The 20,462-nt window shown below is 62.5% G+C and carries 19 protein-coding genes; 7 read left to right on the top strand and 12 right to left on the bottom strand.

From position 1 onward, the window contains the following. Positions 1-22: 22 nt before the first annotated feature. Positions 23-643, bottom strand: a complete 621-nt coding sequence (locus EOA19_RS11550; protein ID WP_127297290.1) for a thermonuclease family protein — start codon at positions 641-643, stop codon at positions 23-25. Between the two features lie 75 nt (positions 644-718). Here EOA19_RS11550 and EOA19_RS11545 point away from each other — a divergent pair, with 75 nt between their 5' ends. Further along, complete coding sequence (locus EOA19_RS11545) at positions 719-2,239, top strand: HAMP domain-containing sensor histidine kinase (protein ID WP_128303647.1); 1,521 nt, start codon at positions 719-721, stop codon at positions 2,237-2,239. A gap of 12 nt (positions 2,240-2,251) precedes the next feature. Here EOA19_RS11545 and EOA19_RS11540 read toward each other — a convergent pair whose 3' ends face one another. Next, positions 2,252-3,250: a nicotinate-nucleotide--dimethylbenzimidazole phosphoribosyltransferase gene (locus EOA19_RS11540; RefSeq protein ID WP_127297311.1), complete on the bottom strand. Its 999-nt coding sequence runs from the start codon at positions 3,248-3,250 to the stop codon at positions 2,252-2,254. 197 nt (positions 3,251-3,447) lie between these two features. On the opposite strand from EOA19_RS11540, the gene EOA19_RS11535 reads away from it, so the two are divergent. Together EOA19_RS11535 and EOA19_RS11530 are read left to right on the top strand one after the other, a co-directional pair. Next, complete coding sequence (locus tag EOA19_RS11535; RefSeq protein WP_164892906.1) at positions 3,448-3,681, top strand: DUF1289 domain-containing protein; 234 nt, start codon at positions 3,448-3,450, stop codon at positions 3,679-3,681. A gap of 7 nt (positions 3,682-3,688) precedes the next feature. After that, positions 3,689-4,393 (top strand): TIGR02281 family clan AA aspartic protease, encoded by a 705-nt coding sequence (locus EOA19_RS11530; RefSeq protein ID WP_128303645.1) that lies wholly within the window; start codon positions 3,689-3,691, stop codon positions 4,391-4,393. Positions 4,394-4,403: 10 nt separating this feature from the next. Here EOA19_RS11530 and dusA read toward each other — a convergent pair whose 3' ends face one another. After that, the gene (gene dusA / locus EOA19_RS11525) at positions 4,404-5,402 is read right to left on the bottom strand and encodes a tRNA dihydrouridine(20/20a) synthase DusA (protein WP_128303644.1); all 999 of its coding nucleotides are present in this window, start codon (positions 5,400-5,402) and stop codon (positions 4,404-4,406) included. A 240-nt stretch (positions 5,403-5,642) separates the two neighbouring features. Next, positions 5,643-7,625, bottom strand: a complete 1,983-nt coding sequence (locus EOA19_RS11520; protein ID WP_128303643.1) for a BTAD domain-containing putative transcriptional regulator — start codon at positions 7,623-7,625, stop codon at positions 5,643-5,645. Positions 7,626-7,776: 151 nt separating this feature from the next. Between EOA19_RS11520 and EOA19_RS11515 the strand changes: the two genes are divergently transcribed. The 3 genes from EOA19_RS11515 to EOA19_RS11505 all read left to right on the top strand — a co-directional run bounded on the left by EOA19_RS11515 (position 7,777) and on the right by EOA19_RS11505 (position 10,432). After that, entirely contained in the window at positions 7,777-8,775 is a 999-nt protein-coding gene (locus EOA19_RS11515) for a DMT family transporter (protein ID WP_128303642.1), read from the top strand. After that, positions 8,759-9,589: a hypothetical protein gene (locus EOA19_RS11510; protein ID WP_245273307.1), complete on the top strand. Its 831-nt coding sequence runs from the start codon at positions 8,759-8,761 to the stop codon at positions 9,587-9,589. The genes EOA19_RS11515 and EOA19_RS11510 overlap by 17 nt, the downstream gene beginning before the upstream one ends. Before the next feature lie 171 nt (positions 9,590-9,760). Then, complete coding sequence (locus EOA19_RS11505; RefSeq protein ID WP_164892905.1) at positions 9,761-10,432, top strand: DUF1194 domain-containing protein; 672 nt, start codon at positions 9,761-9,763, stop codon at positions 10,430-10,432. A gap of 102 nt (positions 10,433-10,534) precedes the next feature. Here the strand turns inward: EOA19_RS11505 and EOA19_RS11500 are convergent, their stop codons facing one another. The 8 genes from EOA19_RS11500 to EOA19_RS11465 form a co-directional block, all read right to left on the bottom strand. Beyond that, the gene (locus tag EOA19_RS11500) at positions 10,535-10,837 is read right to left on the bottom strand and encodes a DUF982 domain-containing protein (protein ID WP_128303672.1); all 303 of its coding nucleotides are present in this window, start codon (positions 10,835-10,837) and stop codon (positions 10,535-10,537) included. Between the two features lie 137 nt (positions 10,838-10,974). After that, entirely contained in the window at positions 10,975-11,973 is a 999-nt protein-coding gene (locus EOA19_RS11495; protein WP_245486136.1) for a dipeptide ABC transporter ATP-binding protein, read from the bottom strand. Continuing rightward, entirely contained in the window at positions 11,970-12,929 is a 960-nt protein-coding gene (locus tag EOA19_RS11490) for an ABC transporter ATP-binding protein (protein ID WP_013531724.1), read from the bottom strand. The genes EOA19_RS11495 and EOA19_RS11490 overlap by 4 nt, the downstream gene beginning before the upstream one ends. After that, entirely contained in the window at positions 12,926-13,897 is a 972-nt protein-coding gene (locus EOA19_RS11485) for an ABC transporter permease (protein WP_023813929.1), read from the bottom strand. Before EOA19_RS11485 ends, EOA19_RS11490 begins: the two co-directional genes overlap by 4 nt. After that, positions 13,897-14,913, bottom strand: coding sequence for an ABC transporter permease (locus EOA19_RS11480; protein WP_023813928.1), 1,017 nt, complete (start codon positions 14,911-14,913; stop codon positions 13,897-13,899). Before EOA19_RS11480 ends, EOA19_RS11485 begins: the two co-directional genes overlap by 1 nt. A gap of 39 nt (positions 14,914-14,952) precedes the next feature. Then, entirely contained in the window at positions 14,953-16,614 is a 1,662-nt protein-coding gene (locus EOA19_RS11475; RefSeq protein ID WP_023813927.1) for an ABC transporter substrate-binding protein, read from the bottom strand. Positions 16,615-16,632: 18 nt separating this feature from the next. Then, positions 16,633-17,538, bottom strand: coding sequence for a proline iminopeptidase-family hydrolase (locus tag EOA19_RS11470; protein WP_128303641.1), 906 nt, complete (start codon positions 17,536-17,538; stop codon positions 16,633-16,635). A 54-nt stretch (positions 17,539-17,592) separates the two neighbouring features. After that, positions 17,593-19,107, bottom strand: coding sequence for a leucyl aminopeptidase (locus tag EOA19_RS11465; protein WP_128303640.1), 1,515 nt, complete (start codon positions 19,105-19,107; stop codon positions 17,593-17,595). A 246-nt stretch (positions 19,108-19,353) separates the two neighbouring features. On the opposite strand from EOA19_RS11465, the gene EOA19_RS11460 reads away from it, so the two are divergent. Further along, a complete protein-coding gene (locus tag EOA19_RS11460; RefSeq protein WP_128303639.1) occupies positions 19,354-20,256 on the top strand; it encodes a LysR substrate-binding domain-containing protein in 903 nt (300 codons plus the stop codon). Positions 20,257-20,462: the final 206 nt, after the last annotated feature.

The following is a 20,462-nucleotide window of genomic DNA, read 5'->3' as shown; positions in this document are numbered from 1 at the left end:
GGTTCCAGTTCCAGGACGCGTATCACCAGAAGCGAAAAATCTCGCGCACGGCATCGCCGATCGAGGCCAGTGTGCCGTGCTTCTTCTCGACGACTTCCCCGTGATGGCTGTCTCGCCAGTTCTGCGGCTGATCGAACGTTCCCGCCCAGATGCCGGCCTTTCCCGCCCGGGCGACGGCCTCCTCGCTCTCGAAGTCGCCATAGGCAACCGCCCAGCCGGCCTCGACCTGCGCGCGGTTGAGATTCTTGCCGCCGGCGGTGCAGTCGCCGAGCAGCCGGCCATAACGATCACGCTGCCAGCCGGTACAAGAGACGGGCTTGCCGGCGATCAGGCGAACGAGCGACTGACGCGCAAGCGTGCCGCAGGAATAGTCCGCGCCGTTCTTGCGGCAGGTCTGCGTATATTCCGGAGCATCGATGCCGCGCATGCGGATACGCTCGGTGCCAAGCGTGATCGAATCGCCGTCGTTGATGATTGCCACGCCTTGCGTTTTGCGTGTCTCCACCCGGTCGAGGCGGGCCGCCAGCAGGATCAGCAGTCCGAGGATGATGACGGCAAGCCCGTAATCCACCAGCCGGCGCCACAGGCTTCTGGGGCGCGCAACGTATCGCCGGCGCGGTCTTGGCGACCACGAGCGGCTCATATGGCAAACGGTTGGTTAATCATTCGAACGTAGCTTAACACTTGGAAACCGCTGCTCGCATAAATTGAAGTTTTGATGCCCTTGCAACGCTCGAACACAGCGGACAAGTTCATTGTGGACCGCAGGAAACCTCATCGCAACAGCGATGTGGCGCGCGCGGTGCGCAAGACGCGTGACCGTCTTTCGCAGCAGGCCGGCAATCCCGATTTCGATCGCGAACTGTTGAAGCTGCATGCCCGCGCGATGACCAGCGGCGCCATCGCCATCCCGCTTCTTGTTCTGGCGATCGCGGCGGCCGGCCGGCTGGCCGGAATCGGCAACGAGATCGGGCTCTGGGCGCTGTTCGCCCTGACCTGCTACACCATCGTTGCCTTCATGGCGCGGCGCATCGAGCGCACGGAAGCTTCCGACCTCAACCCTTCGCAAGCACGACGGGAATTCCTGATCGGCCATTTCCTTTGCGGTCTCGGCTGGGCATGGTTTGTGTGGCTTGGCTGCAGCGTCTGCGAGGTCGATCCGTTCCACATCGTCAAGGCCGTGGTGCTGTTGTTCGCCATGGCGGCGACCGCGGTGATGACCTCGTCTCTGCGCGGGGCGCTGTTGGCCACCTTTGCCGTTCCCGTGGCGCTCTACGCTTATGCCGGCGCCAAGCTATGGATGCCGGTCGAGGCGATCATGGCCGCGCTGCTGGTCATGTCGCTGCCGTTCTTCGCCTATGTGGCCCGGCATCTCAACCACTCGTCCCTGATGATGTTGTCGTTCCGCTCCGAAAAGGATGCGCTGATCGCCGAACTGGAGACGGCGAAATCGATGTCGGACGAGGCGCGGCGGCGGGCCGAGGACGCCAATCTGGCGAAATCGCGGTTCCTCGCTTCGATGAGCCACGAATTGCGCACACCGCTCAACGCCATTCTCGGTTTTTCCGAGGTGATGTCGAACGAGGTGCTGGGGCCGATGAGCAATCCCACCTATCGCGACTACGCCCATGACGTGCACGAATCCGGCCAGCATCTGCTCGACCTGATCAACGAGATCCTCGACCTCTCGCGCATCGAGGCCGGCCGCTACCAGCTCAACGAAGAGCCGGTGATGCTGCTTGGTATCGTCGAGGACTGCTGTCACATGATGGAGTTGAGGGCGCGCAACAAGGATATCCGGGTCGTCCAGGATTTCGAGCACGAACTGCCGCGCCTTTTCGCTGATGAGCGTGCGGTGCGACAGATCACGCTCAACCTTCTGTCGAATGCGATAAAATTCACCGCTACCGGCGGTGAAATCCGTGTCCGCGTTGGTTGGACGGCGGGCGGCGGACAATACATTTCGATCAAGGACAACGGTCCGGGCATACCGGAAGACGAGATCCCGATCGTGCTTTCCGCCTTCGGCCAGGGCTCGATCGCGATCAAGAGCGCCGAGCAAGGCACCGGGCTTGGCCTGCCGATCGTGCAAGGGCTGCTCGCCATGCATGGCGGCGAGTTCGAGCTTCATTCCAAGCTGCGCGAAGGCACCGAGGCGATCGCCATCTTCCCGCTGAGCCGGGTGATGGAGGAACTGCCCGCGCTGCCGACGGCGGCGGTGGCGGCTCGACGACGGTAATCCGGCAAGACTCTAGCCGCGTACCGCAGCTGCCATGCCCGAACTGGTCAGCGCGGCGGCCTTGACCAGACCCGCGGCAAGGGCGGCCCCTGCCCCTTCGCCATGGCTGATGCCCAGATCAAGCAACGGGCGCAGGCCGAGCCTTTGGGCGGCGCGTGCATGCGCGGTCTCTGGCGACAGGCTGGCCAGAAGGCAATGATCGAGCGCGGCGGGATTGACGCCATGCAGTACCGCTGCGGCTGCCGTGGCGGCCAATCCGTCGAGCAGCAGCGGGATCTTCTGCATGCGCGCGGCAAGGATGGCGCCGGCGATCGCCGCGAATTCACGGCCGCCGACCCGGCGCAGCGCCTCGAGCGGGTCGCCGAGATGGCCGCCATGAAAAGCCAGCGCCGCATCGACCACGTCGGCCTTGCGTGCCTGCATCGCCGCATCGGCGCCCGACCCCGCGCCGACCCAGTCGAAGCCCCTGCCCCCGAACAGCGCCGTAAACAGGGCGGCAGCGACGGTGGAGTTGCCGACGCCGAGATCGCCCAGGCACAAAAGATCGGTCCCGCCGGCGATCGCTTCCATGCCGAAGGCCATGGTGGCGGCACAGCCGCGCTCGTCGAGCGCGGCATCCTCGGTGATGTCGGCGGTCGGGATGTGCAGGGCGAGATCGAAGACCTTCAGTCCGAGGTCGTTGGCGATGCAGATCTGGTTGATCGCGGCACCTCCGGCGGCGCAAAGCTCGACCGCATTGGCGGTCGCCGCCACCGGCCGTGGCGAAATGCCGTGGCGCGTGACGCCGTGATTGCCGGCAAAGACCGCCATCAGCGGTCTTGTCACCGCGGGCGGGGCCCGCCCGCTCCAGGCTGCCAGCCAGGCGGCGATGTCCTCGATACGGCCAAGCGAATTGCCTGGTTTGTCGGCCTTGGCAAACAGCATGCGCACGCGGGTCTCGGCTGCCGTGTCGGCCGCCGGCAGATTGGCCAACAGGTTGCGAAAATCGTCGAAGGGCAGTGCGCTGGTCATCTTGTTGTCGATCATTCCCTGGAGTTGGTGAGCGGCATAGCCGCCTTGCGAGGTTGGCACAACCTCTGGGATGATGGGCCTGCATTTGACGCAAAGCCGGCCCCGAAGGGCGCAATCGCGAGGGCTTGCATTGGCTTTGCCGTTGCACCATGTGGAGGTGGAACAAGGGATTCCGGATGGAAGCCCAAGAGAAAGTCATGACGGCCATCGAATCCCCGTGCATCCTGGTCTGTTCGATCGACATGAAAACCGGCTTCTGTTTCGGCTGCGGCCGCACGCGCGAGGAGATCGGCACCTGGATCGGGATGACGACGGAAACGCGCCGCAGCGTCATGGCGCAATTGCCGGCCCGGCTGGAAACGGTCGAGCGCCGGCCGCGCCGGGAAACGCGCCGCACCCGCATGGCGCGCGAACGCGACGCGCTATCGTGAGGTGCGGATGAGCCGGTTGTTCTGGATATTGATGGCCGCGATCGGGGTGGGAGCAGTCCTGCTCATGCTCAACGATTCCGCCGGCAGCACGCTCGGCGTGGAGAACAACGATTTCAGCCGACTGATCTGGCTCGGCGCCTTTGGCGCCCTTGTCGGCGCCGGCCTGCTTCGCTCGGGCCGGCCCCTGGGCGCCATGGCCCGCAACCTCGGCGCCTGGGCGGCGATCGCACTCGCGCTGATCGCTGGCTACCAGTATCGCTATGAGTTGCAGGATGTCGCCAGCCGGGTGACCGCGGGCCTTGTTCCCGGCAGCCCGCTTGCACTTGGCGTCGAGGACGGCCACGCCACGGTGACGCTCGACAAGGCCGACAACGGCCATTTCGAAGCGCGCATCCTGATCAATGGCAACCCGGTCCGGGCCGTGGTGGATACGGGTGCAACCAGCACCGTGCTGACGTCGCAGGATGCGCAGGCCGCCGGTTTCAATCCGGCGGCGCTCAACTACACCATACCGGTTTCGACCGCCAACGGCATGGCGCGCGCCGCGGCCGTGAAAACCGATCAGATTGCGATCGGCGGCATCACGCGCAAGGATATGTCGGTGATGATCGCCGCACCCGGCATGCTCAGCCAGAGCCTGCTCGGCATGAACTTCATCGGTTCATTGTCGGGTTTTGACGTGCGCGGCGACCGCATGATCCTCAGGGATTGATCTCCAAAACTCAAGCCGCTTCGGCTGCTGCTCCACCGAACTCGACGGCCGCGAAAGCCGTCTTCAGAACGTCGGGGCCGGCGCCGGGTTTTGTCGCGTCGGTGGAGAGGATCTGCCGGTAGCGGCGCGCGCCGGGCAGGCCATGGAACAGTCCGACCATATGGCGAGTGACATGGCCAAGCCGGCCACCCTGCTCGATATGGCGTGCCGCATAGTGCGCCATCGTATCGATCAGCGCGGCAAAATCGAACGGCTCGGACTGAACGCCGTAGAAAGCGGCATCGACGCCGGCCAGAATGCCGGGCGTGTGGTAGGCGGCGCGGCCAAGCATGGCGCCGTCGACGTGACCGAGATGCGCCCGGGCCTCTTCAATCGACTGAATTCCACCATTTATGCCTATGAATTTGTTGTTCTTTTTTGCCTTCAGTCGATAGACTCTGCTGTAATCGAGCGGCGGGATGTCTCGGTTTTCCTTGGGACTCAGCCCTTCCAGCCACGCCTTGCGTGCATGCACCCACAACGCGTCGGCGCCGGCATCGAAAACCCCATCCGCCAGCGCATCGAGGGCTGGTTCCGGGTCCTGCTCGTCGACGCCTATGCGGCATTTGACCGTCACGGGGATCTTCACCGCCGCTTTCATCGCCGCAACGCAGCCGGCGACGAGGTCCGGCACCTTCATCAGGCAGGCGCCGAACGTGCCCGACTGAACGCGGTCCGACGGACAGCCGACATTGAGGTTGATCTCGTCATAGCCAAAAGCCTCGCCGATGCGGGCAGCCTCGGCGAGCTTTTCACGATCAGAGCCGCCGAGCTGCAGCGCGACCGGATGTTCCGTCGCATCGAAGCCGAGCAGCCGCTCGCGCGCGCCGTGAATGACCGCGTCGGCCACCACCATCTCGGTGTAAAGCAGCGCATGGCTCGTCAACTGGCGGTGGAAGAACCGGCAATGCCGGTCCGTCCAATCCATCATAGGCGCTATGGCTATCCTAAACCTTTGATACTCTTGCATATTTAGTAACTTCAATAGGTTAAATCGTATCGTATGAACTCTATCACGCCATGATAGGCCAAGCTGCAAATTCGGCGGATGACTGGCTGGCGCGACGGCGTGCGGCGCGACTAGCTCAATCGCAGGGGTAGCTTATAGGTCGACCTGGCCGGAATTGCCAACGCGTCATCTGCTTTCGATGCCTGGGCGGAGGATGGAACCCTCCAGTTTCGTATGATGGTGTCTGCGCCAAAGATGTGGCTAGGAACTGGGAAGGCCAGCCCTCGACAGCATCTCAAGGAACCGGGAATGGTGATGATCCTTCACATAGCGCGGCACAAAGCCAGGGCAGACATTGCTCAGATTGAGATGCGGAAGTTGTGACAGGCAATGGTGGATGGCTCGGGACGCTTCTTCGTTGTTCCCGGTGGCCGACGCGGTCGCGGCCCAATAAAGGGCACCGCGAACGAAGCCCGGCTTTGTCCTGACCACTTTGCGGGCGGCTTCGAGCGCCCGCTGGTTGTCTCCGCCAGCGAAGAGCGCCACAACCAGGCCGTGGTGGCGCCAGAAGTCGATCACATCGTGCGTTCCGAGCCGGATTGCTTCGTTGGCCTCGCGCACCGCTTCGTCGACCTGTCCGCGCAACGCAAAGAGCATCGAAATATCGCCGTGGCCAGTCGGGTAGCTTGGGTTGAGGCTGATCGCGTGGCGGCATTCGGCGATCGCCTCGTCGATACGACCGCAACTTTCGAGAGCGAACGACAAGATACATCGGGCAATTTCATCGTCCGGCACCGCGCGCACCGCAGCTTCCGCAAGCTCGACCGCACGCTCGATCACCCCTCGCTCCCGAGGCAGCGCACCAAACGCCACGCCCATGGATATTACGATCGAGAGCGTCCGCTTTGCACGAGCGTTGTCGGGACCTATCGAGAAGGCCTTCTCGGCAAGCTCAATCCCGATCAAAAGTGAGTCCCGAGTCATCTCAAAATATTTCATGAGGGCTTCGTTGACCAGCCTGCGCACTTCAGGGGTCCCCGGCGGGCTTTTGTCTCGAACCTTCCAGTTGGTCAGTTGAAGTTCGAGGATCACGGCAAGAACAACAGACTGTGCGATCCTGTCCTGGAATTCGAGCGCGTTCTCGGAGTGGCCGTCGAACTTCTGGGCCCAGACGTGGTGGCCGCCGGCGGCGTCGACGAGCTGGACATTTACCCTCAACCCATTGCCAGATCTCTGGACGCTGCCGCTGAGCATATATCGCGCCCGGAGTGTCCCTGGCGTCTTGGCTTCTTCGCCTGGGCCGCTCTTCTCGGGCGGAAGCGCGGCGAGCACGACATAATCGGCCACTTCGGAAAGGGCCGTCGTGATGTCCTGGACAAGTCCCTTGGCGAAAAAGTCGTCGCCTTGCTTTCCAGTCAGATTGACGAAGTCGGCAACGCTGATGGACGGACGCCCAAGGCGCTGGCTGGCCGGAACACCACTTGTCGACTGCACATTTGAAGCGTCATCGGCGGCAAGCAACAGAGATTGCCAAAGCGCCCGCGTTTCAGGGCCGGCTTCGACGCCGAACTCCTTCTTCAGCATGCTTCTGCAAGCTTCGTATGTCCTGATTGCCCTGTCGCGTTGCCCGCATGCGAGCAGCAATTCCATCTTGAGCCGATAGGATTCTTCCCGTGTCGGTTCCATGCTCAGAATACGATCGGCCAGGATCAGCCCGGCATCGGGGTCGACGAGACGGGCCAGTTTTTCGAAGGACTCAAGCGCGCGGCCGAGCAGCCTGTCGCGTTCCGATGTGATCCAGTCATCGAACGCATTGCTTCCCAGATAAAGCCCGTCGAGGAAGGGCCCGGTGTAGTTCGCCAAGGCCTTCGCGAGGTCCTGAGCGGAACGGGCCGAGAGACCCGTTTCGAACTTCTCCACGTCGATTTGAAAGGCCTCTGGCCTCAGGGCGATCAGCTCACCGCTGGAATGGATGAGATCCACCCCTTCTCGCGCCAGATCCTGGCGCAGGACACTGAGGGCTTGCCGAAGGCTGTTGCGCGAATGTTCGCCGTCACTGTCGCCCCATAGGAGGTCAGCCAGCCTCTCCCGCGTCGCCGCCATGCCCGGACACCGGGCCAGATAGGCGATGATTGCCGGCCCTCGTTTCCCGGTCAGCCGAAGCGGACCGGCCGTTTCATTTTCAATCCGGAAACCGCCGAAGAGTGAGATTCTATTTGCAGCGCCCCTGTCCTCACTTTGCATTTGCTATCCCAGCCTGACGAAATCCTAACTCAAAACTAACGCTTCGCAACAGTCGGCCTTCGCGCTCAAGCGCTGCCGTAACGGCAGGCTGTTTAGGCTTTGCTAAATTAAAGTGACCAAGTCAACGAAAGGCTTGGTTCGAGGGGGACGCGTGTCCAGGACAAGAGCCAATTTGCTGCTGCTATTCGCAGCCGCTTTGTGGGGCTTCGGCAATGTCTCGCAAAAGATGGTGCTTGTGCATCTCGACGCGCTGAGTGCGGTGGGTCTGCGCTGCCTGATCGGCGGCCTGCTTGTGTTGCCCTTTGTCTTGATGGAGAGGCGGCTTCCGCTCGGGCCGGACTATTTTTCCAGCTTGGCCAAGGTGTGCGCGCTGTTTGCCATCTCCATCACGCTCCAGCAGCTTTGCTATCTCGGCGCCTCCGTCACCAATGCGAGCTTCCTGGTCAGCACGGCAACGGTAATGACACCGCTGGCCGCCTGGTTTCTCATAGGCGAACGTCCGACGCCGAGTCTCACGGTCGCCGCCGGGCTGACCGTTGTTGGAGCCCTGCTGTTGTCGGATGGGATCGCCGGGCTCAGCAGCGGCGATCTCACCGCTGTCCTCTCGGCTGCCTGCTATGCGCTCTGGGCAGTCGAGCTGGGCCGGCACATGCAGGTGCATGCGCGGCCGTTCACCGCAGCCGCGACACAGTTCTTCGGCGCCGCAGCCTTCGCCCTGCCGCTCGGCGCAATGCAAGGCAATCTGTCGTTGGCCGCCGCATTCGCAGCCGGCCCGGAACTGGCGATCCTCGGCGTGTTCTCCACTGCGATTGCCTTCGGCATACAGACGGTTGCCCTCCGCTTTACGCCGGCCAGCCACGCCGCCGTGATCGTCAGCGCAGAAAGCGTTTTCGGGGCGCTGGGCGCGGCGATCTTTCTCGGCGAGCGGAGCTCGTCCGCGAGCGCATTGGGTGCCGCCATCATTCTGGGTGCGATCCTGTCCGTGGCACTGTCGAACCGAGCGCCGCAGGCACGCACGTCCTTGCGAACCGCTTCGGTTCAACCCTCCGACGGGGCCCCTGCCTTTGCAGCTGCCGCCGCAAATTGGGCAGGCGATCGTCACCCCAACAATTCAGGTCCAGTGGAGGAATGTGATGACCCTTGCCGGTGATGCGAAACCTATTCCGGCCCCGGCTGCCGCCCGACACGGGGCCAGTGGCGTCGATCAGCCAGGCGGCGGTGGCCTTGCCGATGGCGGCAGGACTTGTCGTGGGGGCGCAGTGATGGACGCGCGGACGATCCTTCTTCCTATCGCACATTTGGTTTCGGCGCTTCGCGCCCGCATGAAGGGACCGGGCGGCTATTACAACAGCGGTAACGCGCTCGGCCTCATTGTCGGTCTCGCGATCCAGATTGCTACCGCGCCGGTCGGCTTGCATGAGGGAAGCAGCGTCACCATGGCGGTGATCGAATATTTCGCCGGCAGCCATGGCACTGTTGCGCTGACCTTGACCACCCTGGTCTTCTTCTGGGGCGGCGAGGCCTATCACCGGGCCTGGGCAAGGCCGGATGCTCCCGATCCCACCCTCAACCGTCTGGGCGACTTCCTGTCGGGTCTGGGTGCGATCGGACTCGGTATTGCCCTGTTGCTGCTCGGCGATCCGTTGCTTGCGGCGACCTCTGGCCTGCTCCATGCCCTGGGCAAATTCGGCAGCACCTTCCACAGGCCCGGCACGCCAATTCCGATGTGGCCGGCCGCTTGGCCCGATCCGTTCCGCAGTGCGGTGCTCGCCAGCCGGTTGCCGGCAATGCTGGCGACGACCGTCGCCCTCGGCCGAGCTCTGCCGGAGGTCTGGTCGGGCGGGTCCTTCGCGGCACTCGCCATGCCGCTGACCTTGCTCGGCTGTTATCTTTTGTGGACCAAGGCCGATCTGCTGCTGTTCGGGGTGGGTGCCAAGGCGCCCCGCCAAATTTCCACATGTTGAGCTCGCTTTTTGAAACGACCGGATGTCGAGATGGAGAATGACATGTTTGGCAGTGTATATCATCAGGACGCCGCCCCCCTATCCTTTCGTGAACGGGTACGGACGAAAGGTTGGGGCATTCTGACGCCGGTCAGTTCAATCTCGAGAGTGACAGGAATAGTCGCAGCTTCGATGTTTTGGGCGATCTCTGCCCATGCCGCGAACGTTGACGTCGCCATCGTGTTCGCGGTCGACTTCTCGTCGTCGATCGATCCAAAGATCGCCGATATGCAACGCGAGGGACATGCCGCGGCACTCACCTCGCCAGAGATCATCGCCGCTATCAGCCGGAATTACGTTGGCTGCATCGGCGTTGCCTATTTTGAATGGTCGAGCCCCGGACACGCACGCGTCGTGCTGCCCTGGACAAGCATCTGCGGACTGGAAGATGCCAAAGCGGCGGCAGCGGTGATCAGCAGGAAAGGCGATACCGGCTTCATCCGCAGAGGGCGTGGCGGAACATCCGTTTCCTCGGCTATCGACATCGGCAGTCTCCTGCTCGACCGGTTCCCGGGAAAGGCGGCCAAGAAAGTCATCGATATCTCTTCCAACGGCGAGAACAACGACGGGCTTCCCGTCCAGCCGAGCAGGTCGAACGCCATAGCCAAGGGATATACGATCAACGCCATCGCCATCCCGACGGAGGATGAGAATCCCGGCGAACCTCTGGCATCCTATTTTGCCAAATCGGTGATTGGCGGTTCCCAAGCCTTCGTCATGACGCCAAAGGGGCCAGACGACTACACCATGGCGCTTCGCCGCAAGCTCGTGACCGAAGTAAGCATGAACGACCGTCCACTGTGAAAGTGTGCCATGCAGGACGAACTTCGATGCGTCAAACCGAGCGCGGCACAAGGTCCCGCGCCTTGCGGCGCGGGACCTTGTGGGGACCGTCAGGACAACAGCCTATCGCCGCAACGCGTGTACGCTTGCCTTGCTTTCGCCGGGCACCGGCAACGCCATGTCGTCATCGAGAAGACGCGTGATGCGGGCAAAGCCGGTGAACGCTTTCCTTGCTTCCTCGGCCGACATCTGGCCCGACAAGGCGGCCGAGCAACAATTCAGCGCGCACTGATAAACCGGACCGCGCCGTCCCGTCGGCCATTTCCGCAAGAACATCATGGCTTCGGCAACATTATCGATTTCTTCCAAAGGGTGTCCCTGCCCGCGCGAAATCCGCACGGGCGAAAAGAAATGCAATTGATCCATCGCTTCCTCCCGGTCGACCGCAATGCGCTCGATCGAACCCACCAAACGCGCCAATAGCCAGTTGGTTCCAGGCAAAAATGGAATTTTTTAGAAATCTGTCAGGCGAAGGCGATCACCCGTGCGGTGGTGAGTGTCGCCTACATCGTGGGGAAGTGGCAGGCGACTTTGCGACCGGGCCGGTATTCCCGTAACTGCGGCCGCTCCGAACGGCAGCGCTCCGCCGCGATCGGGCATCGGGGATGGAAACGGCAGCCGGTTGGAGGGTTCAGCGGGCTCGGTACGTCGCCGGTGAGGATAATGCGCTTGCGCGTCCCACCGAGCGTCGTCTCCACGAGGGGAACCGCCGAGATCAGCGCCTGGCTATAGGGATGGGCTGGTGCTGCAAACACTTCTTCCGCCGGCCCTTCTTCGACGATCGAGCCGAGATACATGACCGCGATGCGGGTTGAAACCTGACGTACCACAGACAGGTCGTGGGCGATGAAGATGTAAGTGAGGTTGAGCTTCTCCTGCAGATCGGCGAGCAGGTTGACGATTTGCGCCTGCACCGACACGTCGAGCGCAGAGACGGGTTCGTCCAGGACCACAAGGTCCGGATTCAATGCAATAGCCCGCGCGATGCCGACGCGCTGGCGTTGTCCGCCGGAAAATTCGTGCGGAAACCGCATGACGTGATCCGGCAGCAAGCCGACAAGGTCGAACAGTTCCGCCACGCGTTTGGTGATCTCGCTCGACGAGAGCCTGCCATGGATGCGCAGCGGCTCGGCCACCAGGTCGCCGACGCGCCGGCGCGGATTGAGCGATGCCGACGGATCCTGGAAAACCATTTGCAGGCGCCGCCGCAGCGGCCTGAGTTCAGACAGCGACTTCGAGGTGATGTCGTTGCCTTCGAACAGAAGCTCGCCGTCCGATATGTCGTAGAGCCTCACCAGACAGCGCGCCAGCGTGGACTTGCCGCATCCGGATTCGCCGACCAGCCCAACCGTCTCGCCGCGCCACACGGTCAGGGAAACATTGTCGACCGCATGGACGGTTCGCTTGCCCTCGGCAGAAAAGCGGCTGCCGATGGAAAAGCGCTTGCCCAGCGAACGCGTCTCGAGGATTGGGCGGTTCTTGTCGATCATCGGTCCGCTCATGCCTGTGCCACCCTGAAGCATGCCGCGGCATGGGTGCCGCTCCCGAGATCGGGCTTGCCGGCCTCGCAGGGTTCGTAGTGAACTGGACACCGCGGACCGAACGCACAGCCCTGCGGCAGTCGCAGCAATGATGGCGGCGAACCGGGAATGGCCGGCAGGCGCCGTGGTTTTTCGCCGGTCAGCGGCGGGATCGAACCCAGCAGCGCGCGCGTATAGGGGTGTCGCGGATCGGAAAACAGCTCCGCGCGACTGCCGCGCTCCACCACGCGGCCGGCATACATGACCATGACCCGGTCGGCGAGTTCGGAGACCACGCCCATGTCATGCGTGATGAAGACGACCGCCGACTTGTGCGTCGCGCGCAGCTTGCGCACCAGATCGAGAATGCCGGCCTGTACGGTGACGTCGAGCGCCGTGGTCGGTTCGTCGGCCACCAGAAGCGCCGGATTGCAGGACAAGGCCATTGCGATCACCGCCCGTTGACGCATGCCTCCGGACAGTTGGTGCGGGTAGCGCGACATCGCCTCGTGCGGGTTCGGAAAATTCACCTCGGCCAGCAGTTCCTCGACGCGCTCCATCGCCTTGGACTTGCTGATGTTGCGATGCGCGCGGATCTGTTCGGCAATCTGCCAGCCGATCGTGTAGACAGGCGTCAATGCGGTCATCGGATCCTGGAAGATCATCGCGATCTCGTTGCCGCGCAGCCGCCTGAGTTCGCGTGCGGGCAGTCCCACGAGTTCGCGGCCCTTGTAGCGGATCGACCCTTCGATGGTGGCGTTGGGATCGGTGATGAGACCCATGACGGCCAGCAGCGACACGGTCTTGCCGGAACCGGACTCGCCGACGACACCGAGGATCTCGCTCTCCTCGAGGTCGAAGGAAACGCCATCAATGGCCCGCACCAGGCCATCATTTGTGCGGAAGGAAACTCTGAGGTCGCGCACCGACAGTATCATGATGTCCTCAGGCGCGGATCGAGAAGGATGTAGACGAAATCGACGACCGCATTGGCGATAACCACGAACATGGACGCATACATCACCGTCGCCATGATCATCGGCAGATCGAGATTCTGCAGAGCGTCATAAGTGAGCTTGCCGATGCCGTGCAGCCCGAACACCACCTCTGTGAGCAAGGCCGAGCCTCCCACCAGCGCGCCGAAATCCAGGCCGAACAGAGTGACGAAGGCGATGAGCGACGTGCGCAAGGCATGGCGCAGCAGGATGCGGGTTTCCGACAGCCCCTTGGCCCGGGCCGTGCGGATATAGTCTTCCTGCAGCGATTCGATGATTGCCGCGCGCAGCACGCGCCCGTAAATGCCGATATAGAGAATGGACAGTGTGATCCAGGGAATGACCAGGGTCAGAAACCAGCCCTTCGGATCGTCGGAGAAATTCTTGTAGCCGAGCGGTGGCACCCAGGAGAACGCCCAGCTGTCGTGGTAGCGGCTCTGGGTGATCAGGTTCATCACTTCGCCCAGCCAGTACACCGGCATCGAAATACCGAGCAGCCCCAGCGCCATCAGCAGCTTGTCCAGCCAGCTGCCGCGCGTCGCGGCGGCGGCGATGCCGATGATGATGGAGACGACCACCCACAGGATCGCCGCTCCGAACACCAGCGAGAGTGTAACCGGGATCGAATCCATGACCGCCGGCACCACCTTCCAGCCACGATTGACGAAGGAGGTCAGATCGCCGGTGACGAAGATCTTCTCCATCATCGTCACATATTGCACGTAGAGCGGCCGGTCGAAGCCGAAGCTGTGGCGTACCGCCTCCAGCACTTCGGGCGATGCATTGCGGCCGGCGATGCGCGCCGCCGGGTCGGCGCCCGGCGTTGCGAAGAAAATCAGGAAGACGATGACCGAGATGCCGAACATCACGAACAGCATCTGGCCGAACCGGCGCAGGATTGCGTAGATCATCAGTCGCGCCCCAGCCGAACCTTGGAGCGCGGGTCGAGCGCGTCGCGCAGGCCGTCGCCAAAGACATTGAGCGCCATGACGGAAACCGCGATCGCCAGCCCCGGCACCAGCGCCACCAATGGCCTGGTGTAAAGCAGCGCCTGTCCGTCCTGGATGATGGTGCCCCAGCTCGCGGCCGGCGGCTGCACGCCGATCGAAAGGAAGGAAAGGGCTGATTCCGTAAGCATGTTTAGCGCCATCATCAGCGGCACGAAGACGATGAGCGTGGTGGTGACGTTGGGCAGGATGTCGCGCCACAGGATGCGCCATCCCGGCACGCCCAGATTGATCGCGGCCAGCACGAACTCGCTTTTACGCAGTGCCAGAACCTGCCCGCGGATTGGGCGGGCCACATAGGGCACGTAGACGATGCCGATGATGATGACAGGCAGCCACAGACTGCCGGACTCGATCTGGATCGGACCGATCGTGATGCCATGCGCGATGGTGACGATGGAGAGCGAAATCGCCAGCAGATAGATCGGGAACGCCCACAGTATGTCGAGGAAGCGCGACAGCACCGTGTCGGTGACGCCGCCGAAATAGCCGGCGATCAATCCCGCCGCCGTGCCCAGGATCAGGGTGAAGATAGTGGCTGCTCCGGAGATCAACAACGAGCTCAGCCCGCCATAGAGCATCCTGGCCATGACATCGCGGCCCTGGCTGTCGGCGCCGAGGAAATAATTGCCCAGCCGCCAGGTCGGGCCGAGCGGTGTGTAGCCAAGCCCCAGCCCTTCCGTCGATTGTTCCATCACCGGAACGTCGGCACCGTCGATCTGGATGACGGCGTCGAGCGTCGAGGCGAAGGGATCCACGCCTGCCCATTTCGCATAAAGAGGCGCACTGAGGCAGGCAAGGACGATGAGGAGGAACACGGCCAGGGACGCCATGGCAGCCCCGTCCGTTGCCAGCTTCGCAAACGCGACGGCCCAGGGCCCTCGCGTCTTGCGCGGCATGGTGACAGCTTGGTTCGACACGCGCGTGCCTCTCCGCGGTTCGTTACTGCACCCAGGCCATTACTGTACCCAGGATTGGGTGATCATCCAGTTGAACTGCCGGTTGAACTTGAAATTGCCGAGACGTTTGCTGACAAAGTCGAGCCGCTTCGGCGTGAAGAGGCCGACGGCAGGTGCCTTGTCGGTGACCTGCCTGTCGATTTCAGCCCACATTTTGTCGGCGGCTTTCTGATCGGTGACGCCGAGGTCCAATGCCTTTTGCATCTTGGCGTCGATTTCCTTGTCGCAGAAGCCGGCGATGTTGATCGAGGCGTCCGAACCTTCACGGAAGGAGGCGCAGCTGAACAGGATGTTCAGGAAGTCCGAGGCCGCAGGATAGTCCTTGTACCACTGGGTGACGGACATCTGCACCTTGTTGTTGGTGTTCTGGATGTAGGTGAACTGGATGTTCGACGAGATCGGCTTGACGTCGGCGACATAGCCGATGCTGGTCAGCACGCTCTGCAGATAGACGCCGATGGACCGCGAAATGGCGGTGTCCTCGACGATGATCGTCACCTTCTGGCCCTTGGTGCCGGAGTCCTCGACGAGCTGCTTTGCCTTGTCGAGATCAGGAGCCGACCATTTGGCGCCCGGATTCTTGGTGAAGGGGCAATAGTCTTCATGGCCGGGGAAGTCCGGAGGCAGGACCTGGCAGACCGGCGAAGCCAGCACCTTGCCGCCGAACAGCTTGACCAGCGTGTTGCGATCGATCGCATAGGCAACGGCCTGGCGGGCTTTTTCATTGTCGAAGGGTGCGAGACGGTTGTTCAGCGGCGCGTACCACCAAGCCGAAAGCGGTGAGATGTGCAGCTGGTCCATGGATTTGCTGCCCAGTTCGCCCAGGCGATCGCTGGGCAGAGCGTCGAACATCCAGTCCGCTTCGCCGTTCTGGATCGCGGTGACGGCTGCCTCTTCGGACAAGCCGAAATCATACTGGACGACATCCGGATAGCCGTCCGGCTGGGCTTCTTCGCTCCACTGCTTGAAATTGGGGTTGCGGGAAACCGTCATGCCCTTGTTGGGGTCGAAGGCCGAGATCGTGTACGCGCCGGTGCTGGGAATGGGCTTGGAACCCATGTCTTCTGCGGGCGTGTCCGCCGGCAGGACCACGGCATGCGGCAAGGCCAGCTTGTAGAGCAGTTCGGCATCCGGCTTGGTGATGTTGATGGTGATGGTGCCGGCCGCTTCGTCGCCGACAACGCCGCCTTCCAGCGTGCAGCTCTTGGTGTCGGCCAGGCATTTGTCCGCGCCGACGATGCCAGCATAGAACGTGCCGGAGGTGGGTCCGGAAACCTTGAAGATGCGCTGGAAGGAAGCGACGACGTCCTTCACGCCAAGATCCTGGCCGCTGGAGAACTTGATGCCCTTGCGCAGCTTGAAGGTGAAGGTCTTACCGTCATTGCTGACCTGCGGCAGGGCCTCGGCCAGATCGGGAACGATGGTGAAGCCGTCCATGCCCTCGGCCTTGCGGAAGGCCACCAGGCCGTCATAGATCGGCTGGTACATCTGCCAGCCCTGGTCCGTGTAATTGATGTGCGGATCGAGCGTTCCGGCCGCGGAGCGGGCCAGCAGGCGGATGGTGCCGCCCCGGTGCTCCTTGAGATATTCGGCCTGTGCCGGGGCCAGCCATGTACCGGCCAGCAATGCCGCGGCTGTTGCCGCCAGAAGCAGTTTCTTCACGTCTTGATTCCCCTTTTTTCAGTTATCGTTGTGGTCCAGGAAGTCTCCCACCACCCGCATGCACGCATCTTGCTCTTCGACATGCGGCATGTGGCTGGAATGCTCGAATATCTCCCAGCGAGACCCCTTGATGCCGTCCTTGTAGGGCTGCACGGTCGCGGGCGTGGCCTCGTCGTGACGTCCGGAGATGATCAATGTGGGAACATCGATGGCCGGCAGGCGCTCGACGATGCTCCAGTTCTTCAGCGTTCCGATGACATGGAACTCGTTCGGCCCATTCATCAGATTATAGACGGTCGGATTGCGCACGACCTGGGCGAAACTTTCCGTGACTTCGGGCGGGAAAGGCACGACCCGGCAGACATGCCGCTCGTAGAACACCATCGTCGCCGCCTGGTACGCCGCATCGTCCGTCGTGCCGGCCTGCTCGTGCCAGGTCAGAGTCTCCTGCACATCGGCGGGCAGATCCGCACGCAACCGGTTGGCCTCTTCGACCCACAGCTTCATGGACGCCGGTGAGTTGGCAATGGTCAGCGATTTCAGACCCTTCGGCCGCGTCACGGCATATTCGGCGCCCAGCATGCCGCCCCAGCTCTGGCCGAGCACGTGGAAGCCCGCCCGAATGCCGAGGTGGTCGACCAGGTTTTCAAGCTCGTCGATGAACAGCCCAGGTGTCCAGAAATCGGCGCCTTTCTCAGGCAGCAAGGTGGAATTGCCGCAGCCCAACTGGTCATAATGAATGACGGCGCGATCCCTTCGCGCAAGAAGCTTGTAGGCATCGACATAATTGTGGGCGACGCCCGGGCCGCCATGCAGGATCACCACCGGCGCCTTTTCGCCACCGAGTTCGCCACTGACCCGATACCAGGTCTCGTAGGCACCGAAAGCGCCCCGTCCTTCCATGCCGATGATCTCAGATGACATCCCAGTTCCCAGTGCGGTTGAAGGCATCTTGTATTTGTCCGTGACGACGGGGGCCTAACTCATGTTGCGGGTGACCTGCACCCACTCTTCCAGCATCTGCACGCCAAATGCCGTGGCACCTTGCCTGCCGAGAGGCCGATCGGTGTCGGTCAGTTCCTTGCTGGCGATGTCGAGATGCACCCAGGGGCGATCTTCCGTGAAATGGCGCAGGAAGGCCGCGGCATAGGGAGCGTCGCCGTCCTCCATGTCCTTGGCATGATGCCTGAGGTCCGCGAACGGCGATTGCAGACCCTCATCATAGGCCCGGTCGAGCGGCAGCCGCCAGAACCGTTCGCCGACCGTTTCTCCGGCCGCGATCATCTGTGACGCGATGGCATCGTCGGTGCTGAACAGGCCGGCGAATATCGAGCCCAGGCCACGCGTCACCGAATAGGTCAGCGTCGCCAGATCGACGATCACCGAAGGGTTGAAGCGCGTGGCTGCATAGTGGAGGCAGTCGGCCAGAAGCAGGCGTCCTTCCGCATCCGTGTCGAACACTTCCACGGTCTGTCCGGACGCCGTCGTGATGATGTCGCGCGGTTTGAGCGCGGTGCCGGATGGCATGTTCTCGGCGATGCCGAGAACACCGACAACGTGTACTGGGCTGCCTTGCCGGGCGAGCGCGATCAGCAGGCCGACCACAGCGGCCGCTCCGCCCATGTCGGCCTTCATGTCGAACATCTGCGCTCCGCCTTTGATGCAGAGGCCTCCCGAATCGAAGCAGACGCCCTTGCCGACGAAAGCGAGTGGTTGGGCGGGAGCACCTTTGCCCCGGTAGCGCAGGACAGCGACCCGCGGCGGGCGCGCCGAGCCCGATCCAACAGCAAGAAGCGCGTTCATGCCGAGCTCCTTCAGTTGCGGGGCATCGAGCATTTCGATGTCGATTCCGGCTTCACGCAGCGGCTCCAGATGATCATGGAAATTGTCGGGATGGAGATGGTTCGGCGGCAGGTTGACCAGGGTCCGCGCATATTCGACACCGTCGGCGATGGCATTGATCCGCGCCAGCGCCGCGGTCAGATCCGGGCCGCGGGCCCCGACCAGTTTCACCCGCAAGGTTCGATCCGCTCCCGCCCCTTGCCGCCGGTTGCGCATGTCGAAACGATAGCGGCGCAGCCGCATGCCGAGCGCGACACGCGCCAGGATTTCGGCTCCGGGCAGGTCAACGCCGGCGATGGGGTCCAGGACCAGCGTGGCCGCGCATTCTCCCTTGCCCTCCAGATGCGCGGCAAGCAGACCGCCGGCGCGTGCCAACGACAGAGCGGTTACCGTTTCAGCTTTGCCCAAGGCCAGGACGACCACGCGCTTGGTCGATACGGCCTGAGGAGCAATAAGATCGATGCAGGTGCCGGATTCGGCCAAGGCGGCCGGGTCGGAGCAGGCGCGAGAGAGAATCCCGCTCATCTCGGCATCCAGGGCGACTGCCCGCGGGCCAAAGCCCGTGTGGGCAGTTTGCAAAATCACGACGACAGAGGCTTCGGCGGAAATCTCATCCGCGGTCTCGAAAACCGGCGCTGGCGATTGAGGCATAGGCTGGCGCTCTCTCCAATTGCGGCAATACCAGCCGGTAGCGAGCAACGCTTCGCTCGCCCCGGTGGAGACTGGTCAAGCCGGTCTCCGCCGTTCGTGGTATAATGCCGGTCCCCAAACAGTCGCTTTCTTGAGACGACTTAATTGCTCTTGCCTTCTGGGTATCCCCTAACGGGGCAGGCGATCAAACGCGAATTCTGCCCATGTCGATTGACAAAAACTCAACTGACAATTCATGATCGGCCAATGGCCCTTCCCTCACTCAATGGCATGCGCGCTTTCGAGGCCGCCGCTCGCCTCGGCAGCGTCAAGGACGCGGCGGAAGAACTGCATCTGACACCCTCGGCTGTCAGCCGCCACATCCGCGCGCTTGAACGAAATCTTGGCCAGGACCTGTTCGAACGCGGTTTTCGCCAGATAACGCCAACTATCAGGGGCTCCTACTATGCGCGCAGCCTCTCGGAGGCGTTCGAAGCCATCTGGCGCGCCACCGATGACGTCAGCCTCTCCGAGGGGTCGCGCCACGGCAAGATCCAACGTGTCCGGGTCTTGTGCGTGCCCACTGTTCTGAACCTTTGGCTGGCGGACCGGTTGCCGAACTTTCGCCGGTTGCATCCGTCGGTGGATCTGGAGATCTCCACTTCAGGCAAGCGCGCCAACTTCGATTTGGCCATTGTCGACGAGTTCGTCTACAAGGCCGGCCCGGCTTTGACGCTGCTGATCCCGCTGCTTTTGACGCCGGTCTGTGCGCCTTCGCTTTTGGAGGGGCCTGTGCCGCTGCGATCGCCGGCCGATCTGGTCAATCATCATCTGATCCATGAATGCGAAACCATGAGATGGAAGCGTTGGCTGGAGCAGGAAGGCGTTCTGGAAACGACGCCAAAATCCAGCACAACACTGGATGATTGCACCTTGATCATGCGCGAAGCGATCAATGGCGCGGGAATAGCGCTCGCGGACACGATGATGGCGCAAGATTTTCTGCAGCAAGGCAAACTGGTCGCCCCGTTCCGTGCCCGCCACACCTATCCGGCCGGCATTTACCTGCATCAGCGTCGCAGCATCGGCAACAAACCAGGCACCGGCCTGTTTCAGGATTGGCTGCTCGCCGAAGTCGCGGATCACAAGCAGCTTATGGCCATCGCTTAGATGGCCCTACCGCTTCAGATTGGAATCCCGGCGTCGAACTTCGAATCATCCGTGCCGGGCTCAGCGATGACCCACCATCGCCGTGCATCGATAATCGCAGTTCTCATTGAATATCTTTAAGGCCAAAGCCGGCAAATAGGTTGCTTGTCGGTTCCCCTGCGGCAGGCTTAACCTGCACGCGGCCAACGCGTGAGGGCGCGTGCTGC

Source organism: Mesorhizobium sp. M7A.F.Ca.US.010.02.1.1, assembly GCF_004023085.1.
In the GTDB taxonomy this organism is placed as follows: domain Bacteria; phylum Pseudomonadota; class Alphaproteobacteria; order Rhizobiales; family Rhizobiaceae; genus Mesorhizobium.
This window is presented reverse-complemented; position numbering and strand designations above follow the sequence as displayed.

Excerpts from the sequence above, each read along its gene's own strand:
- EOA19_RS11550 (WP_127297290.1), bottom strand. The coding sequence starts at position 643 with ATGAGCCGCTCGTGGTCGCCAAGACCGCGCCGGCGATACGTTGCGCGC.
- EOA19_RS11545 (WP_128303647.1), top strand. The coding sequence starts at position 719 with ATGCCCTTGCAACGCTCGAACACAGCGGACAAGTTCATTGTGGACCGC.
- EOA19_RS11540 (WP_127297311.1), bottom strand. The coding sequence starts at position 3,250 with ATGACCAGCGCACTGCCCTTCGACGATTTTCGCAACCTGTTGGCCAAT.
- EOA19_RS11535 (WP_164892906.1), top strand. The coding sequence starts at position 3,448 with ATGACGGCCATCGAATCCCCGTGCATCCTGGTCTGTTCGATCGACATG.
- EOA19_RS11530 (WP_128303645.1), top strand. The coding sequence starts at position 3,689 with ATGAGCCGGTTGTTCTGGATATTGATGGCCGCGATCGGGGTGGGAGCA.
- dusA (WP_128303644.1), bottom strand. The coding sequence starts at position 5,402 with ATGCAAGAGTATCAAAGGTTTAGGATAGCCATAGCGCCTATGATGGAT.
- EOA19_RS11520 (WP_128303643.1), bottom strand. The coding sequence starts at position 7,625 with ATGCAAAGTGAGGACAGGGGCGCTGCAAATAGAATCTCACTCTTCGGC.
- EOA19_RS11510 (WP_245273307.1), top strand. The coding sequence starts at position 8,759 with ATGACCCTTGCCGGTGATGCGAAACCTATTCCGGCCCCGGCTGCCGCC.
- EOA19_RS11505 (WP_164892905.1), top strand. The coding sequence starts at position 9,761 with ATGTTTTGGGCGATCTCTGCCCATGCCGCGAACGTTGACGTCGCCATC.
- EOA19_RS11500 (WP_128303672.1), bottom strand. The coding sequence starts at position 10,837 with ATGGATCAATTGCATTTCTTTTCGCCCGTGCGGATTTCGCGCGGGCAG.
- EOA19_RS11495 (WP_245486136.1), bottom strand. The coding sequence starts at position 11,973 with ATGAGCGGACCGATGATCGACAAGAACCGCCCAATCCTCGAGACGCGT.
- EOA19_RS11490 (WP_013531724.1), bottom strand. The coding sequence starts at position 12,929 with ATGATACTGTCGGTGCGCGACCTCAGAGTTTCCTTCCGCACAAATGAT.
- EOA19_RS11485 (WP_023813929.1), bottom strand. The coding sequence starts at position 13,897 with ATGATCTACGCAATCCTGCGCCGGTTCGGCCAGATGCTGTTCGTGATG.
- EOA19_RS11470 (WP_128303641.1), bottom strand. The coding sequence starts at position 17,538 with ATGTCATCTGAGATCATCGGCATGGAAGGACGGGGCGCTTTCGGTGCC.
- EOA19_RS11465 (WP_128303640.1), bottom strand. The coding sequence starts at position 19,107 with ATGCCTCAATCGCCAGCGCCGGTTTTCGAGACCGCGGATGAGATTTCC.
- EOA19_RS11460 (WP_128303639.1), top strand. The coding sequence starts at position 19,354 with ATGGCCCTTCCCTCACTCAATGGCATGCGCGCTTTCGAGGCCGCCGCT.